The 18,974-nt window shown below is 72.4% G+C and carries 20 protein-coding genes; 11 read left to right on the top strand and 9 right to left on the bottom strand.

Features of this window, described 5'->3' with window-relative positions:
• Nucleotides 1-2: 2 nt before the first annotated feature.
• A complete protein-coding gene (locus ASG76_RS17540; RefSeq protein ID WP_056606514.1) occupies nucleotides 3-821 on the bottom strand; it encodes a TrmH family RNA methyltransferase in 819 nt (272 codons plus the stop codon).
• On the bottom strand, nucleotides 808-2,055 hold the full coding sequence (cobA, locus tag ASG76_RS17535) for a uroporphyrinogen-III C-methyltransferase (protein WP_056606511.1): 1,248 nt from the start codon (nucleotides 2,053-2,055) through the stop codon (nucleotides 808-810). Before cobA ends, ASG76_RS17540 begins: the two co-directional genes overlap by 14 nt.
• A 49-nt stretch (nucleotides 2,056-2,104) precedes the next feature.
• Here cobA and ASG76_RS17530 point away from each other — a divergent pair, with 49 nt between their 5' ends.
• From ASG76_RS17530 to ASG76_RS17510, 5 genes are all read left to right on the top strand, one after another.
• Nucleotides 2,105-2,632, top strand: a complete 528-nt coding sequence (locus tag ASG76_RS17530; RefSeq protein ID WP_056606506.1) for a YbhB/YbcL family Raf kinase inhibitor-like protein — start codon at nucleotides 2,105-2,107, stop codon at nucleotides 2,630-2,632.
• Nucleotides 2,633-2,802: 170 nt separating this feature from the next.
• Nucleotides 2,803-3,333, top strand: coding sequence for a CAP domain-containing protein (locus ASG76_RS17525; protein WP_056606503.1), 531 nt, complete (start codon nucleotides 2,803-2,805; stop codon nucleotides 3,331-3,333).
• Between the two features lie 122 nt (nucleotides 3,334-3,455).
• Nucleotides 3,456-4,253, top strand: a complete 798-nt coding sequence (locus ASG76_RS17520) for an ABC transporter permease (protein ID WP_056606500.1) — start codon at nucleotides 3,456-3,458, stop codon at nucleotides 4,251-4,253.
• Nucleotides 4,246-5,055: an ABC transporter permease gene (locus ASG76_RS17515; RefSeq protein WP_056606497.1), complete on the top strand. Its 810-nt coding sequence runs from the start codon at nucleotides 4,246-4,248 to the stop codon at nucleotides 5,053-5,055. Before ASG76_RS17520 ends, ASG76_RS17515 begins: the two co-directional genes overlap by 8 nt.
• Before the next feature lie 3 nt (nucleotides 5,056-5,058).
• The gene (locus ASG76_RS17510; protein ID WP_056606494.1) at nucleotides 5,059-6,033 is read left to right on the top strand and encodes an ATP-binding cassette domain-containing protein; all 975 of its coding nucleotides are present in this window, start codon (nucleotides 5,059-5,061) and stop codon (nucleotides 6,031-6,033) included.
• Between the two features lie 3 nt (nucleotides 6,034-6,036).
• Here the strand turns inward: ASG76_RS17510 and ASG76_RS17505 are convergent, their stop codons facing one another.
• Entirely contained in the window at nucleotides 6,037-7,188 is a 1,152-nt protein-coding gene (locus ASG76_RS17505) for a PP2C family protein-serine/threonine phosphatase (RefSeq protein WP_157559186.1), read from the bottom strand.
• Nucleotides 7,189-7,267: 79 nt separating this feature from the next.
• Here ASG76_RS17505 and ASG76_RS17500 point away from each other — a divergent pair, with 79 nt between their 5' ends.
• Nucleotides 7,268-8,296: an alpha/beta hydrolase gene (locus tag ASG76_RS17500; protein WP_082587648.1), complete on the top strand. Its 1,029-nt coding sequence runs from the start codon at nucleotides 7,268-7,270 to the stop codon at nucleotides 8,294-8,296.
• On the opposite strand, the gene ASG76_RS17495 is transcribed toward ASG76_RS17500, so the two are convergent.
• Genes ASG76_RS17495 through ASG76_RS17480 form a run of 4 tightly spaced genes read right to left on the bottom strand, consistent with a single transcriptional unit; the run spans nucleotide 8,240 to nucleotide 11,450 of the window.
• Nucleotides 8,240-9,001, bottom strand: coding sequence for a sulfite exporter TauE/SafE family protein (locus ASG76_RS17495; protein WP_056606488.1), 762 nt, complete (start codon nucleotides 8,999-9,001; stop codon nucleotides 8,240-8,242). The genes ASG76_RS17500 and ASG76_RS17495 overlap by 57 nt on opposite strands.
• The gene (locus tag ASG76_RS17490; protein ID WP_056606485.1) at nucleotides 8,998-10,113 is read right to left on the bottom strand and encodes an SPFH domain-containing protein; all 1,116 of its coding nucleotides are present in this window, start codon (nucleotides 10,111-10,113) and stop codon (nucleotides 8,998-9,000) included. The genes ASG76_RS17495 and ASG76_RS17490 overlap by 4 nt, the downstream gene beginning before the upstream one ends.
• 51 nt (nucleotides 10,114-10,164) lie before the next feature.
• Nucleotides 10,165-10,626 (bottom strand): NfeD family protein, encoded by a 462-nt coding sequence (locus tag ASG76_RS17485; protein WP_056606481.1) that lies wholly within the window; start codon nucleotides 10,624-10,626, stop codon nucleotides 10,165-10,167.
• Between the two features lie 17 nt (nucleotides 10,627-10,643).
• Nucleotides 10,644-11,450, bottom strand: a complete 807-nt coding sequence (locus tag ASG76_RS17480) for an ABC transporter ATP-binding protein (RefSeq protein ID WP_056606478.1) — start codon at nucleotides 11,448-11,450, stop codon at nucleotides 10,644-10,646.
• A 77-nt stretch (nucleotides 11,451-11,527) separates the two neighbouring features.
• Here ASG76_RS17480 and ASG76_RS17475 point away from each other — a divergent pair, with 77 nt between their 5' ends.
• Together ASG76_RS17475 and serB are read left to right on the top strand one after the other, a co-directional pair.
• Complete coding sequence (locus ASG76_RS17475; protein ID WP_056606475.1) at nucleotides 11,528-12,244, top strand: hypothetical protein; 717 nt, start codon at nucleotides 11,528-11,530, stop codon at nucleotides 12,242-12,244.
• 59 nt (nucleotides 12,245-12,303) lie between these two features.
• Entirely contained in the window at nucleotides 12,304-13,521 is a 1,218-nt protein-coding gene (gene serB / locus ASG76_RS17470) for a phosphoserine phosphatase SerB (RefSeq protein ID WP_056606472.1), read from the top strand.
• Here the strand turns inward: serB and ASG76_RS17465 are convergent.
• Together ASG76_RS17465 and ASG76_RS17460 are read right to left on the bottom strand one after the other, a co-directional pair.
• On the bottom strand, nucleotides 13,493-14,296 hold the full coding sequence (locus ASG76_RS17465) for a putative protein N(5)-glutamine methyltransferase (protein ID WP_056606468.1): 804 nt from the start codon (nucleotides 14,294-14,296) through the stop codon (nucleotides 13,493-13,495). The two genes, serB and ASG76_RS17465, sit on opposite strands and share 29 nt — an antisense overlap.
• Nucleotides 14,293-14,823: a SixA phosphatase family protein gene (locus tag ASG76_RS17460; RefSeq protein ID WP_056606466.1), complete on the bottom strand. Its 531-nt coding sequence runs from the start codon at nucleotides 14,821-14,823 to the stop codon at nucleotides 14,293-14,295. The genes ASG76_RS17465 and ASG76_RS17460 overlap by 4 nt, the downstream gene beginning before the upstream one ends.
• 33 nt (nucleotides 14,824-14,856) lie before the next feature.
• Here ASG76_RS17460 and ASG76_RS17455 point away from each other — a divergent pair, with 33 nt between their 5' ends.
• The 3 genes from ASG76_RS17455 to ASG76_RS17445 are packed head-to-tail and all read left to right on the top strand — an operon-like array spanning nucleotide 14,857 to nucleotide 18,973.
• Nucleotides 14,857-15,834, top strand: a complete 978-nt coding sequence (locus ASG76_RS17455) for a cyanophycinase (protein WP_056606463.1) — start codon at nucleotides 14,857-14,859, stop codon at nucleotides 15,832-15,834.
• The gene (cphA, locus tag ASG76_RS17450) at nucleotides 15,834-18,611 is read left to right on the top strand and encodes a cyanophycin synthetase (protein WP_056606460.1); all 2,778 of its coding nucleotides are present in this window, start codon (nucleotides 15,834-15,836) and stop codon (nucleotides 18,609-18,611) included. Before ASG76_RS17455 ends, cphA begins: the two co-directional genes overlap by 1 nt.
• Nucleotides 18,608-18,973: a cupin domain-containing protein gene (locus ASG76_RS17445; protein ID WP_056606458.1), complete on the top strand. Its 366-nt coding sequence runs from the start codon at nucleotides 18,608-18,610 to the stop codon at nucleotides 18,971-18,973. Before cphA ends, ASG76_RS17445 begins: the two co-directional genes overlap by 4 nt.
• The last annotated feature ends 1 nt before the right edge of the window (nucleotide 18,974 follow it).

Genomic DNA, 18,974 nt, shown 5'->3' with positions numbered 1-18,974 from the left:
GGTCAGCGGCGGGCGGCGGCGTAGCACGCCACCGCAGTGGCGGCGGCGACGTTGAGCGAGTCGATGCCGGCGCGCATCGCGATGATCGCTCGTCGGTCGGCGGAGGTCTCCCACCTCGCCGAGAGACCGTGCCCCTCCGACCCCAGCACGAGGGCGAGCCGGTCGACCCCGGCGACGGCGTCCTCGATCGGCACCGAGTCGGGCGACAGGGTGAGCGCCACCGTGGTGAACCCGCGGGACGAGAGCTGCGGCAGGGCGTCGTACCAGTCGGGCAGGCGGGTCCACGGGGTGGTGAACACCGCGCCCATGCCGACCTTGATCGAGCGGCGGTAGAGCGGGTCGGCGCAGCGGGGTGCGAGCAGGACGGCGTCGAAGCCGAGCGCGGCGCCGGAGCGGAAGATCGCACCGACGTTGGTGTGGTCGACCAGGTCCTCGAGCACCAGCACCGAGCGTGCGCCGGCGAGCACCTCGTCGACCGTGGGCAGCGGCCGCCGGTGGAGGGACGCGAGCGCGCCGCGGTGCACGTGGAAGCCGGTGACCTGCTCGATCGTCCGCTCGGGCATGACGTAGCAGGGACCCGGGCCGCGGGAGAGGACGTCGCCGAGGCCGTCGACCCAGCGCGGCGCCATCAGGAACGACCGCGCCTCGTAGCCCGCCTCGACCGCGCGGCGCACCACCTTCTCGCCCTCGGCGAGGAACAGCCCGTGCTCGGCCTCGAGGCTCTTGCGCAGCTCGACGTCGCGCAGGTCGCGGTAGTCGGCCAGCCGCGGGTCGTCGGGGTCGGTGATCTCGACGATCTCGACCGGTTCAGGCACGCCCATGATGTGCGTAGTGTGCCGGACGCGCCACTGCGACCACGTCGCCGACCACGATGATCGCGGGCGGCACCACCTCGTGGGTCCTCAGGTCGTCGGCCAGGTCGGCCAGCGTGGTCAGCACGGTGCGCTCGGTCGGCATGGTGCCGTCGACGATGACGGCGACGGGCGTGGTGCCGGGTCGGCCGCCGTCGACCAGCACCTCGGCGATGGCCGGCGCGTTGTCCACCGCCATCAGCAGCACCACGGTGCCGCGCAGCCCGGCGACCGACGCCCAGTCGACGAGCGACTCGGGGTGGCCGGGGGGCAGGTGACCGGAGATCACGGTGAAGTCGTGCGCGACACCGCGATGGGTGACCGGGATGCCGACCCGGGCGGGCACGGCGATGGCCGAGGTCAGTCCCGGCACGACGGTGACGGGCACCCCCGCCGCCGCGCAGGCCTGGATCTCCTCGTAGCCGCGACCGAAGACGAAGCTGTCGCCGCCCTTGAACCGCACGACCCGCTTGCCGGCGAGCGCCCGGTCGACGATGACCTCGTTGATCAGCTCCTGCGACGCCGAGCGCCCGCGCGGCAGCTTGGCGACGTCGATGAGCTCGACGTGCGGGCCGAGCTCGTCGAGGAGCTCGCGCGGAGCGAGCCGGTCGGCGACCACCACGTCCGCCGAGGCCAGCGCGTGCCGCGCGGCGACGGTGACCAGCTCGGGCTCGCCGGGGCCGCCGCCCACCAGCACGACGCCGGGGCTGCGGTCGTGCGCGTCGGAGGCGGTGAGGTGCCCGTCGCGCAGCGCGGTGACGATGTCGTCGCGCAGCGCCGCGGACTTGCGCGGCTCCCGGTTACCGAGCACGCCGACCGTGACGCTGCCGTGGTGCCCGACGGCGGGCGTCCAGGCGGTGCCGCCCCGGGCGTCGTCGGCGCGCACGCAGAAGGTGTGGCGGGCCTCGGCCGCCGCCGCGACGCGGGCGTTGACGTCGGGGTCGTCGGTGGCGGCGACGACGTACCACGCACCGTCGACGTCGGGCTCGTCGAACTCGCGCAGCACGAGCGTGAGCTCGCCGGCGAGTCCCTCGATCGCCGGCGTCACCTCCGGGCTCACCACGGTGACCCGGGCGCCGGCGGCGAGGAAGGTCGGCACCCGCCGCTGCGCCACGTGGCCTCCGCCGACGACCACCACCCGACGACCGGTCAGCACCAGCCCCGCGAGGTAGGGATGGGCGTCCGAGGAACCGTGGTCGGGCATGGCTCATTGTCTCTGGTCAGCGCCTTGTGGCCGTGGCTAGGTTCGAGGGATGAGCACAGGCATCGAACGACCCGTCAGCCCGAACCCGTACGACCTCCTGCCGGCGACCGCGTCCTTCACGGTCACCAGCGACGACGTCACCGACGGCGCGCCACTCAAGGACGACCAGGTCGCCGCCCTCGGCAACACCTCGCCGCAGCTGAGCTGGTCGGGCGCCCCCGAGGGCACCCAGTCCTACGTCGTGACCTGCTTCGACCCCGACGCGCCGACCCCGAGCGGCTTCTGGCACTGGGTGCTGGTCGACGTCCCGGCCGACGTCACCTCGCTCGACACCGGCGCCGCCTCCGGTGACCTGCCGGGCAAGGCCTTCCACGTGCGCAACGACGGCGGCGAGTCCGGCTTCATGGGGGCCGCCCCGCCTGAGGGCGACCAGCCGCACCGCTACTTCTTCGTCGTGCACGCGGTGAAGGACGCCACCCTCGGCGTCGACGGCGACGCCTCCCCCGCGGTCGTGTCGTTCAACCTCGCGTTCAAGACGCTGGGCCGCGCGATCCTGCACGGCACCTACCAGCACTGACCTCCAGTACTGACCTCCAGTACTGACCTCCAGCACCCACCGCTCGCGCACGAGCAGTTCCGGCGAATCGCCGCGCCCGGACACCCCGAGGGGTTATCCTCAGGTCGAATTCGAAGATTTCGTCAAGATTCGGTCAACCTCGGGGTGCCGGGTCTTCCCTGGAGGACCTCGTGCGCATCCGCCCCCTCACCCGTCTCGTGGCGTTCGGCATCGTTGCCGCAGCGATGTGCGGGCTCCCCTCCTCGGCCGGCGCGAGCACCTGGCCGGTGCCCGTCGTCGCGGTCGCGGGCGCAGTGCAGGACACCGTCCAGGACGCCGGCCGGCTCGGAAGCGCAGGGCTGGAGGACGCGTTGATGGTGGAGATCAACGCCGCCCGGGCCAGCCACGGACTGCGCAAGATCCGGAAGTTCGACGCCTGCACCGACACCATGGCCGAGCAGTGGGGCAGCCGCATCGCGCGCACCGGGGTGCTCGAGCACCGCGACCAGCGCGAGGTCGTGCGGCACTGCCGAGCCTCGTGGGCCGGCGAGACGCTCGTGCGCGGCGAGGGGCTCACCCCGGGCGTCATGGTCGAGCTGTGGCTCGACTCCCCCCCGCACCGCAAGATCCTGCTCAGCCCGCGTGCCCGGCACGCCGGTGTGGCGATCACCCAGGACCAGCAGGGCCGCACCATCGGCGTCGTCAACCTCGTGCGGCAGTAGCCAAGACCTCGACGGCGCGCGGGGGCGTGCGCCGGACCCCTCTGGTGTGAGACCATTCCCGGCCCCTTCGTGGGTGGGCCGGGGATCGTTTCGCACAGCCTTTTCTCAGGGGGGTGGGTCGGATGCTGCACGTCGCTGTCGCGACCCGTGCGTTCCGTCGCTACTCGACCTACCGGGCGGCGACGCTGGCGGGGATCTTCACCAACTCGGTGTTCGGGGTCATCTACTCCTTCGCCTACCTGGCGCTCTGGAGGGCCAACCCCACCGCCGGCGGCTACGACGCGCAGGACGCGGTGACCTACGTGTGGCTCGGGCAGGCACTCCTCATGACGATCGCGCTGTGGGGCGGCGGCGCCACCGACGACCTGGCCGAGCGGATCCGCACCGGCGACATCGCCATCGACCTCTACCGGCCGGTGGGCATCCTCGGGTGGTACCTCGCAGCGGACCTGGGGCGAGCGGCGTACCAGCTCCTGACCCGCGGGGTGGGTCCCGTGCTCGTCGGGGTGCTGGCCTTCGACATCGCGCTGCCGGGGTCGGCCACGGACGCCGCTGCGTTCGCGGTCTCGCTCGTCCTCGCCGTCGTGGTCAGCTTCGGGATCCGCTTCCTCGTGGCGAGCACGGCCTTCTGGCTGCTCGACCAGTCGGGGGTCAAGGTGATGACGGGAGCGTTCGCCATCTTCTTCAGCGGACTGTTGCTGCCGCTGGTGCTCTTCCCCGGTTGGCTCGGCACGCTCGCCCGGGCGCTGCCGTGGGCGTCGTACGTCCAGGTGCCGGCCGACATCTGGCTGGGCAAGCACGCCGGCACGGACCTTGCGCTCGCGCTGGGCTTCCAGGTGCTCTGGGCCGTAGTGCTCCTGGCCGCGTGCCAGGGCGTGCTGCGCCTGGCGACGCGCAAGGTGGTGGTCCAGGGTGGCTGACTCCGCCGCACGACACCTGCGCACCTACGGCCAGATCGCGTGGCTCTGGATCCGCGCCGCCTGGCAGTACCCCACCTCGTTCGTGATGCTCGCCGTGGGCAACGGCCTGATCACCGGCCTCGACTTCGTGGGCCTGTGGATCATGTTCACCCACCTGCAGGACCTCGGGGGCTTCACCCTGCGCGAGGTGGCCCTGCTCTACGGCAGCTCCTCGCTCGCCCTCGGGCTCGCCGACACCGTCATCGGGAGCGTCGAGCGGATCGGCACCTACGTCCGCACCGGCCGGCTCGACCAGATGATGACGAAGCCGGTCCCGCTGCTGGTGCAGGTGTGCGCCGACCAGTTCACGCTCCGGCGCCTGGGGCGCCTGACCCAGGCCTCGGTCGTGTTCGGCTGGGCCTGCACCGGTGTCGACTGGACCCCGCTGCGGGTGCTGGTGGCGGTGTCGATGCTGGTCAGCGGCGCGATGATCTTCTTCGGCTTGTTCGTCGGCTTCGCCTGCCTGCAGTTCTGGACCCAGGACACCGACCAGCTCGCCAACGCCTTCACCTACGGCGGCGCGACCATCACCCAGTACCCGCTGCGCATCTTCCCCCGCGAGATCATGGTCGGGCTGACCTTCGTGGTCCCGGTCGCCTTCGCGAACTGGTACCCCTGCCTCTACCTCCTCGGCCGCGACGACCCCTTCGGCACCCCGGACGCGTTCCAGCTCGCCTCGCCGCTCGCCGCGGTGCTCACCGTGGCCGCCGCCCTGCTCGTGTGGCGCTCCGGCGTCCGCCACTACACCTCCACCGGGAGCTGACGCATGTCGCAGCAGACGCACCAGCCGCTGATCGAGGTGCACGACCTCGAGCGCACCTTCGACGTACGCCGCAGGGTCGAGGGGCGCCGCCGCCGGGTGCGCGAGCAGGTGCGCGCCGTCCACGACCTCACCTTCGCGGTGCAGCGCGGCGAGATGGTGGGCTACATCGGCCCCAACGGCGCCGGGAAGTCCACGACGATCAAGATGCTCACCGGCATCCTGGTGCCGACCGGCGGCGAGCTGAGGGTGGCGGGCCTGGACCCGAGCCGCGACCGGGTCGAGCTGGCGCGACGCATCGGCGTGGTCTTCGGCCAGCGCTCCACCCTGTGGTGGGACCTGCCGCTGATCGACTCCTTCGAGCTGCTGCAGAAGATGTATCGGATCCCGCCGTCGCGCTACCGGGAGAACCTCGACCGCTTCGTGGAGATCCTCGACCTCGGCGCGCAGCTCGACACCCCGGTGCGCCAGCTCAGCCTGGGCCAGCGGATGCGCGGCGACATCACGGCGGCGCTGCTGCACGACCCCGAGGTTCTCTACCTCGACGAGCCCACCATCGGTCTCGACGTCATCAGCAAGGGCCGGCTGCGCGAGTTCCTGCGCTCGCTCAACACCGAGCGCGGCACCACCCTGGTGCTCACCACCCACGACCTGCAGGACATCGAGGCTCTGTGCGAGCGGGTCATCGTCATCGACCACGGCACCAGCGTCTACGACGGCACGCTCGCCGGGCTGCACGCGCAGGGCGGCTCGACCCGCACGCTGGTCGTGGACCTCGTCGACGAGGCGCCGCCGATCGACGTGCCGGGGGCAGACGTCCGCCGGGTGGAGGGCCCGCGGCAGTGGCTGTCGTTCCCGACCGACGCGAGCGCGGCGCCCATCGTCGCGGCGGTGGCGTCGGCGTACGACGTGGCGGACCTGTCGATCCAGGAGCCCGACATCGAGGACGTCATCCGCGACCTCTACTCGCGGGAGGCGTGAGGCTCAGGCGCCGAGGCTGCGCGCCCGCTCGGTGTCGCGCTCGGGCGAGGTGAGCGGCTGGCGCTCGAGCACCAGCAGCGCGCGGTCGTCGTCGCCGCGGGGCACCTTCTTGAGCACCCGCCGCGGCATGCCGGTGAAACCGCGGGCGTCGACGGCCTGCAGGGCGACCTGGCGCAGCCAGTCGATGCCGTCGTCGAGGTCGCGACCGGCCGTCTCGATGACGCCGTCGGTGTAGAACATCAGCGCCTCGCCCGGGCGCAGGCGCCCCCTGCTGGGCTCGAAGTCGGCCTCCGGGATCACCCCGAGCGCCATGCCGCGCGCGTTGTCGACCGACCAGCCACGCTGCCCGAGGTGCCAGTGCAGCGCGGGCGGGTGGCCGGCGCTGGTGATCGTGTAGTCACCGGTGACCAGGTCGATCTTGAGGTGCACCGCGGTGGCGAGGGACTCCTCGGACTCCTGGCGCAGCAGGAAGCCGTTGGCGGCCGCCATCAGCTCGGCGGGGGGCAGCGCGCCGATGAGCCCGCCGAGGGCACCGGCGAACTGCAGCGCCTGCGGTCCGACCGAGGTGCCCTTGCCGCACACGTCGACGAGCGCCATCTCCAGCCACCGGCCCTCGCGCAGGTCGGCGACGAGGAAGTCGCCGGCATAGCTGGGGCCGTTGGCGGTGATCGTGGCCGACTGCGAGCGCCAGCCCTCCGGCAGCGGCGGCACCACGCCCTGGCGCTGGAGGCGGTCCCGCAGCTGGGTCAGCACCGCCTCGCTGAGCGCCATCGGCAGGCCGGAGCGCTGCCGGCTCGACTGGTAGACCGCGAGCGCGATCGCGACCGCGAAGATCACCAGCGCCGAGGTCCGGCTGGCGGTGGCGAAGCTGGACTCGACCGAGGTCCACAGGGCGACGCCGGACAGCACCGCGACCAGGAGCAGCAGCGGCACGAAGCGCAGCAGCATCGTGCCGACCATCAGGAAGAGGAACCACAGGGAGACAGGCACCACGACCTCGGCGAGCGCGCCGATGCCCACCGCGACGCCCACGAGCGCGAGGAGCACGAGGAGCAGGAACGCCTGGCTGCCGCGCGAGCCGGTGCGCCAGGCAGCGACGCGCTGGCGGACGTAGGCCCCGCACCCGCGGATCACCGCTCCGAACGCTCCCGACACGTCCGAAGGGTAGGGCTTGGACAACCTCGCGCGCCGTGGAACCGGCGAATCCGTGGAGGCCTCTCGCTAGGCTCCCCGCATGCTCCTCGAACCACCCCTCACCGGTCTGCAGGGCGACGTCCTCGGGCCCGAGTACGGGGTGGAGACCTTCTCCCTCCCGCCCGACTCCGAGGGCCCCGTCGTCGCCACCCTCGTCACCCTGCCGCCGGCTCGTCCCAACGGCCGCGCGGTGCTGCACGTCCACGGCTTCGCCGACTACTTCTTCCACACCGAGTACGCCCGCTGGTGGGCCGACCGCGGCTACACGTTCTACGCCCTCGACCTGCGCAAGTACGGTCGCTCGCTGCGCGAGCACCAGACGCCCCACTACGTCTCGGACCTCAGCGAGTACTTCGCGGAGATCGACCTGGCCTGGTGGCGCATCACCCAGCGCGACGGGCACCGCGAGGTGGTCGGGTCGGGCCACTCCACCGGTGGGCTCACCCTCCCGCTGTGGGCGCACGAGCGACGCCCCGACGAGCTCACCGCGCTCGTGCTCAACTCGCCGTGGTTCGACATGCAGGGGGCGGCCTGGCTGCGCAGCGCGGCGGCGCGCGTGGCGATCGAGCGGATCGGCACCCGACGACCCATGCAGGCGATCCCCCGCCGCGTCGACGACGTCTACGGACGCTCGCTCCACCGTGAGCACGGCGGCGAGTGGGACTACGACCTCGACTGGAAGCCGCTGCACTCGAGGCCGATCTACGTCGGCTGGCTGCGCGCGGTGCGTCGCGGGCACGCGCAGCTGCACGCGGGCCTCGACATCGCCTGTCCGACGCTGGTGCTGTCCTCGGCGCGCTCGCACTTCGGTGAGCAGACCGAGGAGAGCGCGGCCACCCACGACATCGTGCTCGACGTCGAACAGATCCGGCGCTGGGCGTCGTCGGTCGGACGACACGTCACCTCGGTCGCCGTCGAGGGCGCCATCCACGACGTGGTGCTCTCGCGCCCCGAGGTGCGCGCAGCGGCGTACGACGTGATCGGGACGTGGCTCGACGCGTGGGCGCCGGCCTCAGGCGAGCAGGGCGACGAGCGCGACGACCCCGACGAGGGCGATGACGGCTCGTAGCAGCGGCGGCGGCAGGCGCCGCCCCACCGTGGCGCCGAGCTGGCCGCCGACGACCGAGCCGAGGGCGATCAGGCCGGCGACCCGCCAGTCGACGTCGGCGACCGCGATGAAGACCACCGCCGCGACGGCGTTGACGACGAGGGCCAGCACGTTCTTGGTCGCGGTGTGGCGCTGCATCGAGTCCGCGACACCGATGCCGAGGATCGCCATCAGCAGCACGCCCTGCGCAGCGCCGAAGTAGCCGCCGTAGACGCCGGCCGCGGCGACGGCGGGCCACACCCACCACACCCCGTGGTCGGGGATGCCGCCGCGGGACTCGGCGCGCGCGGCGACCGCGCGCTGGATGCGGGGGCCGAGGACGACCAGCAGCACCCCCAGCGCGATGAGCACGGGCACGATGGCGTCGAACGCCGCCGACGGCAGCACGAGCAGGAGCAGCGCGCCGACGACGCCGCCCGACAGGGAGGCCGCGCCCAGGCGCAGGACACGACCGCGCTGGCCGGCGAGCTCGCGGCGGTAGCCCACGACGCCCGACAGGCTGCCGGGCACCAAGCCCACGGTGTTGCTCACGTTGGCGGTCACCGGCGGCACACCGAACGCCAGGAGGGTCGGGAACGTGATCAGCGTTCCCGACCCCACCACGGTGTTGATCGTGCCGGCCGCCACTCCTGCGAGGGCGACCAGGAGCATCTCGACCGGACTCACTCCTGCGGGGGCTCACCCTCGGCGGGAGCGTCGTGCGGCGCCGCCGTCTGGGAGGTCGGACGGGCCGCGGACTCCGCCGCGGCGATGGCGTCCTCGACGGCCTTGCTGGTCGCGCTCAGCTCGGCGTCGCCGGACTTGCGGGGCAGCTGCGGCTCGGAGGGACCCATGTCGACGCGCGTGCGCGGTGTGGCCTCTCGCGGGATCCCGGCGATCTCGTGGATCGAGGAGCCGAGGCCCTCCATCGCCTTGGTGATCTCCGAGGGGATGACCCACACCTTGTTGGCGGATCCCTCGGCGATCTTGGGCATCATCTGGAGGTACTGGTAGGCCAGCAGGGACTGGTCGGGCTGACCGTCGTGGATGGCCTGGAACACCGTCTGGATGGCCTGGCCCTCACCCTGGGCGCGCAGGATCGAGGCCTCACGGTCGGCCTGGGCGCGCAGGATCTGCGACTCGCGGTCACCCTCGGCATTGAGGATCTGCGACTGCTTGGAGCCCTCGGCCGTCAGGATCGCGGCCTGGCGCTGGCCCTCGGCGGTGAGGATGACGGCGCGCTTCTCGCGGTCGGCACGCATCTGCTTCTCCATCGAGTCCTTGATCGACGGCGGCGGGTCGATGCCCTTGAGCTCGACGCGGTTGACGCGGATGCCCCACTTGCCGGTGGCCTCGTCGAGGACGCCGCGCAGGCCGGAGTTGATGGAGTCACGGCTGGTGAGCGTCTCCTCGAGGTCCATGCCACCGACGATGTTGCGCAGGGTGGTCATGGTGAGCTGCTCGATGGCCTGGATGTAGTTGGCGATCTCGTAGGTCGCGGCGACCGGGTCGGTGACCTGGAAGTAGATGACGGTGTCGATCGAGACGACGAGGTTGTCCTCGGTGATGACCGGCTGCGGCGGGAAGCTGACGACCTGCTCGCGCAGGTCGATGAGGTAGCGCATCTTGTCGATGAACGGCACGAGGATGTTGAGGCCCGCCGGGAGCGTCGTCTTGTACTTGCCGAACCGCTCGACGATCGCGGCGCGCGCCTGGGGCACGATCTTGACCGTCTTGGAGAGCAGGACGACGACGAACAGGACGATGAGCAGGAACAGGACCAGCAAGGCTGTCGACATTCGGTCTCCCCCGATTGGTGTGTGGCGTTGACAGTGGCGGTGGCGGTGGGCTCAGGACTCGAGCGTGGCCACCGGGTGGACGTAGGCCGTCGCACCCTTGATCTGCAGGATCTCGACGGTCTCCCCGGGCGCGATCCGCAGGTTCTCGTCGTAGGGAAGGGCGGTCCAGGTCTCGCCGCCCGCCTTGATGCGGCCCGCGGCGAGGCCGGTGATCTCCTCGGTGACCAGGCACCGGGTGCCGACGAGCTTGCCGTGGCCCAGCGAGAGCTCGGGACCGCTGTGCAGGCGCTTGACGAACGCCGGGCGCACGAGCGCGAGCGCGGCGACCGACGCGGCCAGCGCGGCCAGGACCTGCACGACCACCGGCAGCCCGATGAGCGCGGCGAGCATGCCGATCACCGCACCGGCCGCGAGCATCGCGAGGATGAGGTCCAGGCTGAACATCTCGGCCACGCCCAGGGCGATCGACAGCGCCAGCCAGCTCTCCCAGAGATGGTCGCGGATCCAGTCCATGTCCCGACCCTATCCACTCACTGACTGGTCACGCGCTGAGCCGGACGGCGCCGCGCGGCGTAGCGGTCGTCGGCGCGGCTGAGCAACAACGGCATGCCGAAGGTCTCCGACAGCGTCTGCGCCGTCACCACGTCCTCGACGGGGCCCGCGTCGACCACACGGCCCTCGCGCAGCAGCAGCGCGTGGGTGAACCCGGGCGGGATCTCCTCGACGTGGTGGGAGACCAGCACGGTGGCGGGCGAGTCGGGGTCGAGCGCGATCTCGGACAGCGTGGCGACCAGGTCCTCGCGACCCCCGAGGTCGAGCCCGGCGGCGGGCTCGTCGAGCAGCAGCAGCTCGGGGTCGGTCATGAGGGCACGGGCGATCTGCACGCGCTTGCGCTCGCCCTCGCTCAGGGTGCCGAAGGTGCGGTCGACGAGGTGGGCGGCGCCCACCTCGGCCAGCAGGGAGGCGGCTCGGTCGTGGTCGAGCTCGGCATAGTGCTCGCGCCAGCGACCGACCACGCCGTAGGAGGCCGAGACCACGACGTCCTTGACGAGCTCGTGGCGCGGGATGCGGTCGGCGAGCGCGGCACTGGTCAGGCCGATGCGCGGGCGCAGATCGAAGACGTCGGTGGTGCCGAGCACCTCGTCGAGGATGCCCGCGACGCCGGAGGTCGGGTGCAGCTGGGCGGCAGCGACCTGGAGCAGCGTGGTCTTGCCGGCACCGTTGGGGCCGAGCACGACCCAGCGCTCGTCCTCCTCGACCTCCCAGGTCACGTCGTCGAGCAGCAACGTGGTGCCACGGCGCACCGTGACCCCAGCGAACTCGATGACGGCGACCACGTCGTCACCCTATCCAGCGGCGGGCGGCCCTCCGGCGCGGACACGACGGTGTGCTGGCGACGAGTAGCCTCGCCCCGATGTCCGCACCCTCCGGCCACGCCCTGGCCCTCCCCCACTCGGCCACCCTGGCGTGGTGGCTCACCGCGTGGCTGCGCGGTCACGAGCAGACCGACCACGTGCTCGACGCGCTCGCCGACGACGTCCACCTCCTCGAGGGCGGCTCCGCGCTGGACCTGCTGTCGCTGGCACGCGCCCGCGGGGCGACGTACGCCGGACTGGCGCTGCCCGTCGACGGCGACCCGCTCGGCCTCGGCGGACCCCTCGACCTCAACACCGCCGCGCTCGAGGCCGGCCAGGCCGTCGTGGCCGGCAGCCTCGCGCTGGTGCCGCAGGAGCAGGGCGAGACGGTGCAGTGGCGTCCCTTCGACGCCGCCCCGCGGCAGCTGCCCGACGTCGGTGAGGCCGACCGGTCGCTGCGCGAGACCCTGCTGGGGACCGCTGCGGACCTGGCCGACCTCGACGTGGCGAGGTGGCGCCCCGAGGCCGCGGACGCCCTGATGAACCTGCACCACCGCCCCGGCCTCGACGCGCCGCTCGGCACGCCGCCGCGGTGCGTCGACCTCGCAGCCCGCGGGTTGCAGGCGTGGGCCATCGTCGACCTGGCACTCGACGACGACGGCGGTGCGCTGTCGTCGTACGAGGTGGAGCGCAGGCGCGGCCTGCTCCAGCCCCTCGGCCGCGCGGCGCGACGCGCGATCGTCGCCGCGTGCTCGCCCGAGGTGTGGCCGCACTAGCGACCGCAGCGCGGACCCGTCCCGCGGCGGCACGTGCGCAGGACTAGCCTTCCCCCACCATGGAAGACGCGCCGAAGACCCTCCTGGTCACGCTCACGGGCAAGGACCGTCCCGGCGTCACCTCCGCGATCTTCGCCGCGCTGGCCGCAGCCGGGGTCGAGGTCGTCGACATCGAGCAGATCGTGCTGCGCCGCCGCCTCGTGCTCGGCATCCTCGTCACCGCGCCGCGCGACTGGAAGAAGCTGCGCGACGTCATCGTGCGCACCGCCGGAGAGCTCGACATGAGCGTCGAGGTCGAGCGGGGTGCGGGCGACAACCGCAGCCGCGCGGGCGACCGCGCCCACATCACCCTCATCGGCAACCCGCTGCGCGCCTCGGCGATGTCGGCCATCGCGGGGCGCATCGCCGACTCGGGCGCCAACATCGACAAGATCGAGCGGATGGCGCGCTACCCCGTCACCGCGATCGAGATGCACGTCTCCGGCGCACCCGCCGACACGCTGCGTCCCCTGCTCGCCGCGGAGGCGGTCAAGCAGGGCATCGACCTCGCGGTGCAGCGCGACTCGCTGCACCGCCGCGGCATCCGGCTGATCGTGATGGACGTCGACTCCACGCTCATCCAGGGCGAGGTGATCGAGATGATCGCCGCACACGCCGGGCAGGAGGCCGAGGTCGCTCGCGTGACCGAGGCGGCGATGCGTGGCGAGCTCGACTTCGAGCAGTCGCTGCGTGAGCGGGTTGCCCTCCTCGAGGGCGTGCCGGCCTCGGCGCTCGACGAGGTCTACGACTCCGTCGTCCTGGCCCCGGGGGCCCGCACGATGGTGCGCACGCTGCGGCGCCTGGGCTATCGCTTCGCGATCGTGAGCGGCGGCTTCACGCACATCACCGACCGGCTCGCGGCCGACCTCGGCATCCACTTCGCGCGCGCCAACGAGCTCGAGATCGTCGACGGGGTGCTCACCGGCCGCATCGTCGGCGACGTCGTGGACCGTGCGGCCAAGGCCGCGGCGCTGCGCGAGTTCGCCGCGGAGGTGGGCGTGCCGCTCGACGCCGTGATCGCGATCGGCGACGGGGCCAACGACCTCGACATGATCAACGCAGCGGGCCTCGGCATCGCCTACAACGCCAAGCCGATGGTGCGCGACGCCGCCGACACGGCCGTCAACGTGCCCTACCTCGACGCGATCCTCTACCTGCTCGGCATCTCCCGCGAGCAGATCGAGGAGGCCGACGCGGCGGTCGGGATCGTCACCCCGGCTCCGCCCCTCGAGGGCTGAGCGGCCGCTCCCCGACTGCGACGCAGCCGCCGATCCCGTCGTCGACGACGACGTCGGTCACCAGCCCGGCCGCCGCCATCGCGGCCGTCGTGAGCGCCGCCTGCGCGGGGCTGGTCTCCACCAGCAGCGTCCCGCCGGGACGCAGCCACCCGTCGGCGTACGCCGCCAGCCGCCGGTGGAGGTCCACCCCGTCGGCGCCGCCGTCGAGCGCCTCCCGCGGCTCGTGCTCGCGCGCCTCGGGGGGCATCGAGGCGATGCGCGCGCTGGGCACGTAGGGCGCGTTGGCGACCAGCACGTCGACGCGCCCGCGCAGGTGCATCGGCAGGGCGTCGTAGAGGTCACCGAGGTGCAGGTCGGCAGTCGGCGCGTTCACCCGAGCGCACTCGAGCGCCACCTCGCTCACGTCGGCGGCGTGCACCTCGGCACGCGCCGCCTCCAGCGAGGCCGCGACCGGCGCGACCCCGCAGCACATCTCGACGACGACCGGCGTCCCGTCCGGGCTCGCGGCCCGCACCAGCGCGAGCGCCGTACGGGCCAGCAGCTCGGTGCGGCGCCTCGGCACGAACACGCCCGGTGCCACCGCGAGCCTGCGCCCGAGGAACTCCGCCCAGCCGAGCACCAGCTCGAGGGGCTCCCCCACGACCCGGCGCGCGAGCAGCGACTCGAGCTGGTCGGGGTCGCCGGCCTCGGCGTGCAGCAGTGCGGCCTCGTCCTCGGCCCACACGCACCCGGCGGCGCGCAGCCGCGCCACGGTGCCCGGGTCGGGTCCGGTCATGCCTCCCCGGTGCGGAAGGCGTGCAGGCGCCCGGCGCCGGGGCCGAGGTCGCGCCACTCCACCTCGAGGCCGAAGAGCGCGAGCCCCGAGGTGGGCAGCCCGCGTGTCAGCAGGTTGGTGGTGGCCTCGACGTCGCCGTCGCCGTCGTCGATCAGCTCGGCGAGGTAGGCCATCGTCGGGTTGTGCCCCACGACGACCAGCGTGCGCACGTCCGGGTCGACCTCGCGGATCAGGTCGAGGGCGGAGTCGGGTCCCGCGGCGTAGAGGGCTGCGGAGAGCTCGGCGGCGACGTCCCACGCGGCCGCGAGCGCGAGCTGCTCCCACGTCTGGCGCGTCCGCATCGCGTCGGAGACGAGGGCGGCGTCGGGCTCGATCCCCTCGTCGCGCAACCACCTGCCGACCGACGTGGCGTCGGCGTGCCCGCGGTCGGCCAGGGCGCGCTCGTGGTCGGTCGGGGCGGTGGCCACGGCCTTCGCGTGGCGCATCACCACCAGCCGTCGCGGCGCCTCACTCCTTGGCTCCTGCATGTCTCCACCCTTCCAGCCGCTAGCCTGCCTGTCATGCCCAACGGACCACTCATGATCATCGGTGGTGCCGAGGACAAGGTGCGCAAGCCGACCATCCTCAAGCACTTCGTCGCGCTCAGTGGCGGCAAGGACGCCCGGATCGCGGTCATCCCGACGGCCTCCTCGCTCGGTCGTGAGGTGGTCGACGTCTATGACGCGCTCTTCACCAAGTTCGGCGCCGCTCGCGTCGACGCCGTACGTCCGGAGTCGCGCGAGCAGTCGCACGACGCGGCGCTGGTGAAGGCCATCGACGGCGCGACCGGCGTCTTCATGACCGGCGGCAACCAGCTCAAGCTCTCCTCCATCGTGTGCGGGACACCCGTCGGCGACGCGATCCTGCGCGCCCACGCCCGCGGCGCGGTCGTGGCCGGCACGTCGGCCGGCGCCAGCATCCAGTCGTCGCACATGGTCGCCTTCGGCGTCGGCGGCGCCACCCCCAAGCAGCGCATGACCCAGGTCGCGGCCGGGCTCGGCCTGGTCGACGCCACCGTGATCGACCAGCACTTCGACCAGCGCAACCGCTACGGCCGGCTGCTCATGATCGTCGCGCAGAGCCCGCAGCTGCTGGGGATCGGCGTCGACGAGGACACCTGCGGCCTCGTCGAGGACGTCGACGGCGACCTGGTGATGCGCGTGCTCGGCAAGGGCGCGGTCACCGTCTTCGACGGCGCGCGGATGGTGTCCAACGCCTACGAGGCCACCCGCTCCTCGCCCCTGCTGGCGAGCGGCGTGGTCTTCCACGTGCTGCCGCAGGGCTCGGTCTTCAACCTCACGACGCGTGCGCTCGTGCCCCAGGAGCCGGTCGTCGACCCGGAGGACGCCGACGAGCTGGCCGAGGCCAGCCGCGACCTGCGCCAGCTCGCGCGCGACATCGCTGCCGCCGACGCGACGCCCGAGGCGATCAGGCGCCGGCTCAAGCTGCGGCGCTCGCGCTCACCCCAGACCCCCGACCCGACCCAGGGAGACCACTGATGAGCGAACGGCCCACGCCGGACCTGCAGATCGTCGAGACCCGCGTCTACCGCGGTGCCAACGTCTGGTCCTACGACAAGTCGATCCACCTCGTGGTCGACCTGGGCTCGCTGGAGCAGTTCCCCACCAACACCCTCCCGGGCTTCTCCGACGACCTCGTCTCGATGCTGCCGGGCCTGCGGGAGCACTCGTGCTCGCGCGGGCGTCGTGGCGGCTTCGTCGAGCGCCTCAAGGAGGGGACCTGGCTCGGGCACGTGGCCGAGCACGTCGCGCTCGCGCTCCAGCAGCTCGTCGGGCACGACATCCGGCGCGGCAAGACCCGTCAGGTCAAGGGCCAGCCCGGCCACTACAACATCATCTACGGCTACATCGACGAGAACGTCGGCCTCACCGCGGGCCGTCTCGCGGTGCGGCTCGTCAACCACCTCGTCGAGGGTGACCCCGAGTTCGACTGGGAGACCGAGCGCGACGACTTCATCCGTCGCGCCGAGCGCACCGCATTCGGCCCCTCCACCCAGGCCATCGTCGACGAGGCCGTCTCCCGCGACATCCCGTGGATCCGGCTCAACCAGTACTCCCTCGTCCAGCTCGGGCAGGGCGTCCACGCCAAGCGCATCCGCGCGACCATGACGTCGGAGACCTCCTCGATCGCGGTCGACATCGCCTCCGACAAGGACCTCACCACCAAGCTGCTCGGCGCCGCCGGCCTCCCGGTGCCCAAGCAGGAGTCGGTGCGCACCGAGGACCAGGCCGTCGCCGCCGCGCGGCGCATCGGCTATCCCGTGGTCCTCAAGCCGCTCGACGGCAACCACGGCCGCGGCGTCTGCCTCGACCTGCAGGACGAGTCCGACGTACGCGCCGCCTTCCCCGTCGCGGAGGGCCAGTCGCGCCGCGGCAACGTCATCGTCGAGTCGTTCGTGACCGGCAAGGACTACCGCTGCCTGATCATCGACGGGCGGATGGTCGCCATCGCCGAGCGCGTGCCCGCCTCGGTCACCGGCGACGGCACGTCGACGGTCGAGCAGCTGGTCGACCTCACGAACGCCGACCCGCGCCGCGGCGTCGGGCACGAGAAGGTGCTCACCCGCATCAAGGTCGACGAGGCGGCCGTCGAGGTGCTCGCCGACCAGGGCCACACCCTCGACTCCGTGCCGGCCGAGGGCGAGATGGTCAAGCTCGCGCTGACCGGCAACATGTCCACCGGCGGCATCTCCATCGACCGCACCTTCGAGGCGCACCCGGAGAACGTCGAGATCGCCGAGGAGGCCGCCCGCATGGTCGGCCTCGACATCGCGGGCATCGACTTCATCTGCCCCGACATCACCGAGCCGGTCCGCGAGGCAGGCGGCGCGATCTGCGAGGTCAACGCCGCGCCCGGCTTCCGGATGCACACCCACCCGACCATCGGCGAGCCGCAGTTCATCGCCAAGCCGGTCGTCGACATGCTGTTCCCGCCGGGCGCGACCTCGCGCATCCCGATCGTGGCGGTGACCGGCACCAACGGCAAGACCACGACCAGCCGGATGATCGCCCACATCTTCAAGGGCCTGGGCCGCAAGGTGGGCATGACGTCCACCGACGGCGTCGTCATCGACGAGCGGCTGGTCATCCGTGCCGACGCCTCGGGCCCGCGCTCGGCGCGCATGGTGCTGCAGAACCCGCGCGTCGACTTCGCCGTCTTCGAGGTCGCCCGCGGCGGCATCCTGCGCGAGGGCCTGGGCTACGAGCGCAACGACGTCGCGGTGGTGCTCAACGTGCAGCCCGACCACCTCGGCCTGCGCGGCATCGACACCGTCGAGCAGCTCGCGGACGTCAAGGCCGTGATCGTCGAGGCGGTGCCGCGCGACGGCCACGCGGTGCTCAACGCCGACGACCCGCTGGTCCGCGAGATGCGCCGCAAGTGCTCGGGCCAGGTCGTGTGGTTCTCGATGGAGGAGCCGGGCAGCGAGGTGCGCGACATGATCGACGCGCACTGCCGTCGTGGCGGCAAGGCGATCGTGATCAACCCCACCGAGCGCGGCGAGATGATCGTCGTCCAGCACGGCCGCCGCGAGATGCAGCTGGCGTGGACCCACCTGCTGCCGGCGACCTTCAACGGCCGGGCGCGGATGAACGTGCAGAACGCGCTCGCCGCAGCCGCAGCCGCCTTCGCGGCCGGTGCTCCCCTGCACGACATCCGGCAGGGCCTGCGCACCTTCTCGACCAACTACTACCTCTCCCCCGGCCGCCTCAACGAGGTCGACGTCAACGGCGTCAACGTGATCGTCGACTACTGCCACAACGCGCCCGGCATGAAGATGCTCGGCGACTTCGTGGACCGGGTCGGCGACTCGCTGGCGTCCTCGCACGACCTCGCACGTCCCTCGCGGATCGGCATCATCGCGACCGCCGGCGACCGTCGCGACGAGGACATGCGCGAGCTCGGCCACATCGCCGCCCAGCACTTCGACGTCGTGATCGTGCGCGAGGACGTCGCGCTGCGCGGTCGCCAGCGCGGCGATACCGCCTCCCTGGTGCTCGACGGCGTGCGCACCGCCATGGACGAGGGTGCGCGCTGCAAGCAGGCCGAGCTCGTCGTGGAGGAGATCGAGGCCGTACGCCACGCGATGAGCCGCGCCAACCGCGGCGACCTCGTGGTCGTGTGCGTCGACAAGCACGCCGAGGTGATGGCCGAGCTGGAGAACTGGTCGGACACGGCCCAGGCAGGGTCGGTGGCCAACCCGGACGCGCCGTCGGCCGACCCCGACTACACGCCGACCCCCACGGAGGCCGGGTGAGGATCCTCGACCTGGGCGCCCTGCCCCGCCGCCGCATCGAGGCCCACGGCAGCCGGCACTTCTCGGTCGGCGCGTTCGGCATCAGCGCCGACGCGCACCTCGTCGCGGTGAGCCTCGCTCCCGGGGGGTCGATCGGACGCCATCCGGCGTCGGGACGCCAGCTGCTGGTCGTCCTCGACGGCGAGGCCGAGGTCAGCGGCGCCGACGGCGTCGCGCAGGTGATCTACCCCGGTCAGGCCGCCGTGTGGGAGCCGGGCGAGTCGCACGAGACGCACTCGGCGGCCGGGCTCTCGGCGATGATCGTCGAGGGAGACCTCGACATCGGAGCGCCCGGCGAGCAGGTCGACCCGGGCGACGTCTGAC

The organism is Nocardioides sp. Soil774 (assembly GCF_001428125.1).
Lineage (GTDB): Bacteria > Actinomycetota > Actinomycetes > Propionibacteriales > Nocardioidaceae > Nocardioides.
The sequence above is the reverse complement of the archived record's forward strand: the minus strand, read 5'-3'. Positions and strand labels throughout refer to the sequence as shown.

What these genes read in the sequence shown, in the direction of transcription:
- ASG76_RS17540 (WP_056606514.1), bottom strand. Translation starts at nt 821, where the DNA reads ATGGGCGTGCCTGAACCGGTCGAGATCGTCGAGATCACCGACCCCGAC.
- cobA (WP_056606511.1), bottom strand. Translation starts at nt 2,055, where the DNA reads ATGCCCGACCACGGTTCCTCGGACGCCCATCCCTACCTCGCGGGGCTG.
- ASG76_RS17530 (WP_056606506.1), top strand. Translation starts at nt 2,105, where the DNA reads ATGAGCACAGGCATCGAACGACCCGTCAGCCCGAACCCGTACGACCTC.
- ASG76_RS17520 (WP_056606500.1), top strand. Translation starts at nt 3,456, where the DNA reads ATGCTGCACGTCGCTGTCGCGACCCGTGCGTTCCGTCGCTACTCGACC.
- ASG76_RS17510 (WP_056606494.1), top strand. Translation starts at nt 5,059, where the DNA reads ATGTCGCAGCAGACGCACCAGCCGCTGATCGAGGTGCACGACCTCGAG.
- ASG76_RS17500 (WP_082587648.1), top strand. Translation starts at nt 7,268, where the DNA reads ATGCTCCTCGAACCACCCCTCACCGGTCTGCAGGGCGACGTCCTCGGG.
- ASG76_RS17490 (WP_056606485.1), bottom strand. Translation starts at nt 10,113, where the DNA reads ATGTCGACAGCCTTGCTGGTCCTGTTCCTGCTCATCGTCCTGTTCGTC.
- ASG76_RS17485 (WP_056606481.1), bottom strand. Translation starts at nt 10,626, where the DNA reads ATGGACTGGATCCGCGACCATCTCTGGGAGAGCTGGCTGGCGCTGTCG.
- ASG76_RS17475 (WP_056606475.1), top strand. Translation starts at nt 11,528, where the DNA reads ATGTCCGCACCCTCCGGCCACGCCCTGGCCCTCCCCCACTCGGCCACC.
- serB (WP_056606472.1), top strand. Translation starts at nt 12,304, where the DNA reads ATGGAAGACGCGCCGAAGACCCTCCTGGTCACGCTCACGGGCAAGGAC.
- ASG76_RS17465 (WP_056606468.1), bottom strand. Translation starts at nt 14,296, where the DNA reads ATGACCGGACCCGACCCGGGCACCGTGGCGCGGCTGCGCGCCGCCGGG.
- ASG76_RS17460 (WP_056606466.1), bottom strand. Translation starts at nt 14,823, where the DNA reads ATGCAGGAGCCAAGGAGTGAGGCGCCGCGACGGCTGGTGGTGATGCGC.
- ASG76_RS17455 (WP_056606463.1), top strand. Translation starts at nt 14,857, where the DNA reads ATGCCCAACGGACCACTCATGATCATCGGTGGTGCCGAGGACAAGGTG.
- cphA (WP_056606460.1), top strand. Translation starts at nt 15,834, where the DNA reads ATGAGCGAACGGCCCACGCCGGACCTGCAGATCGTCGAGACCCGCGTC.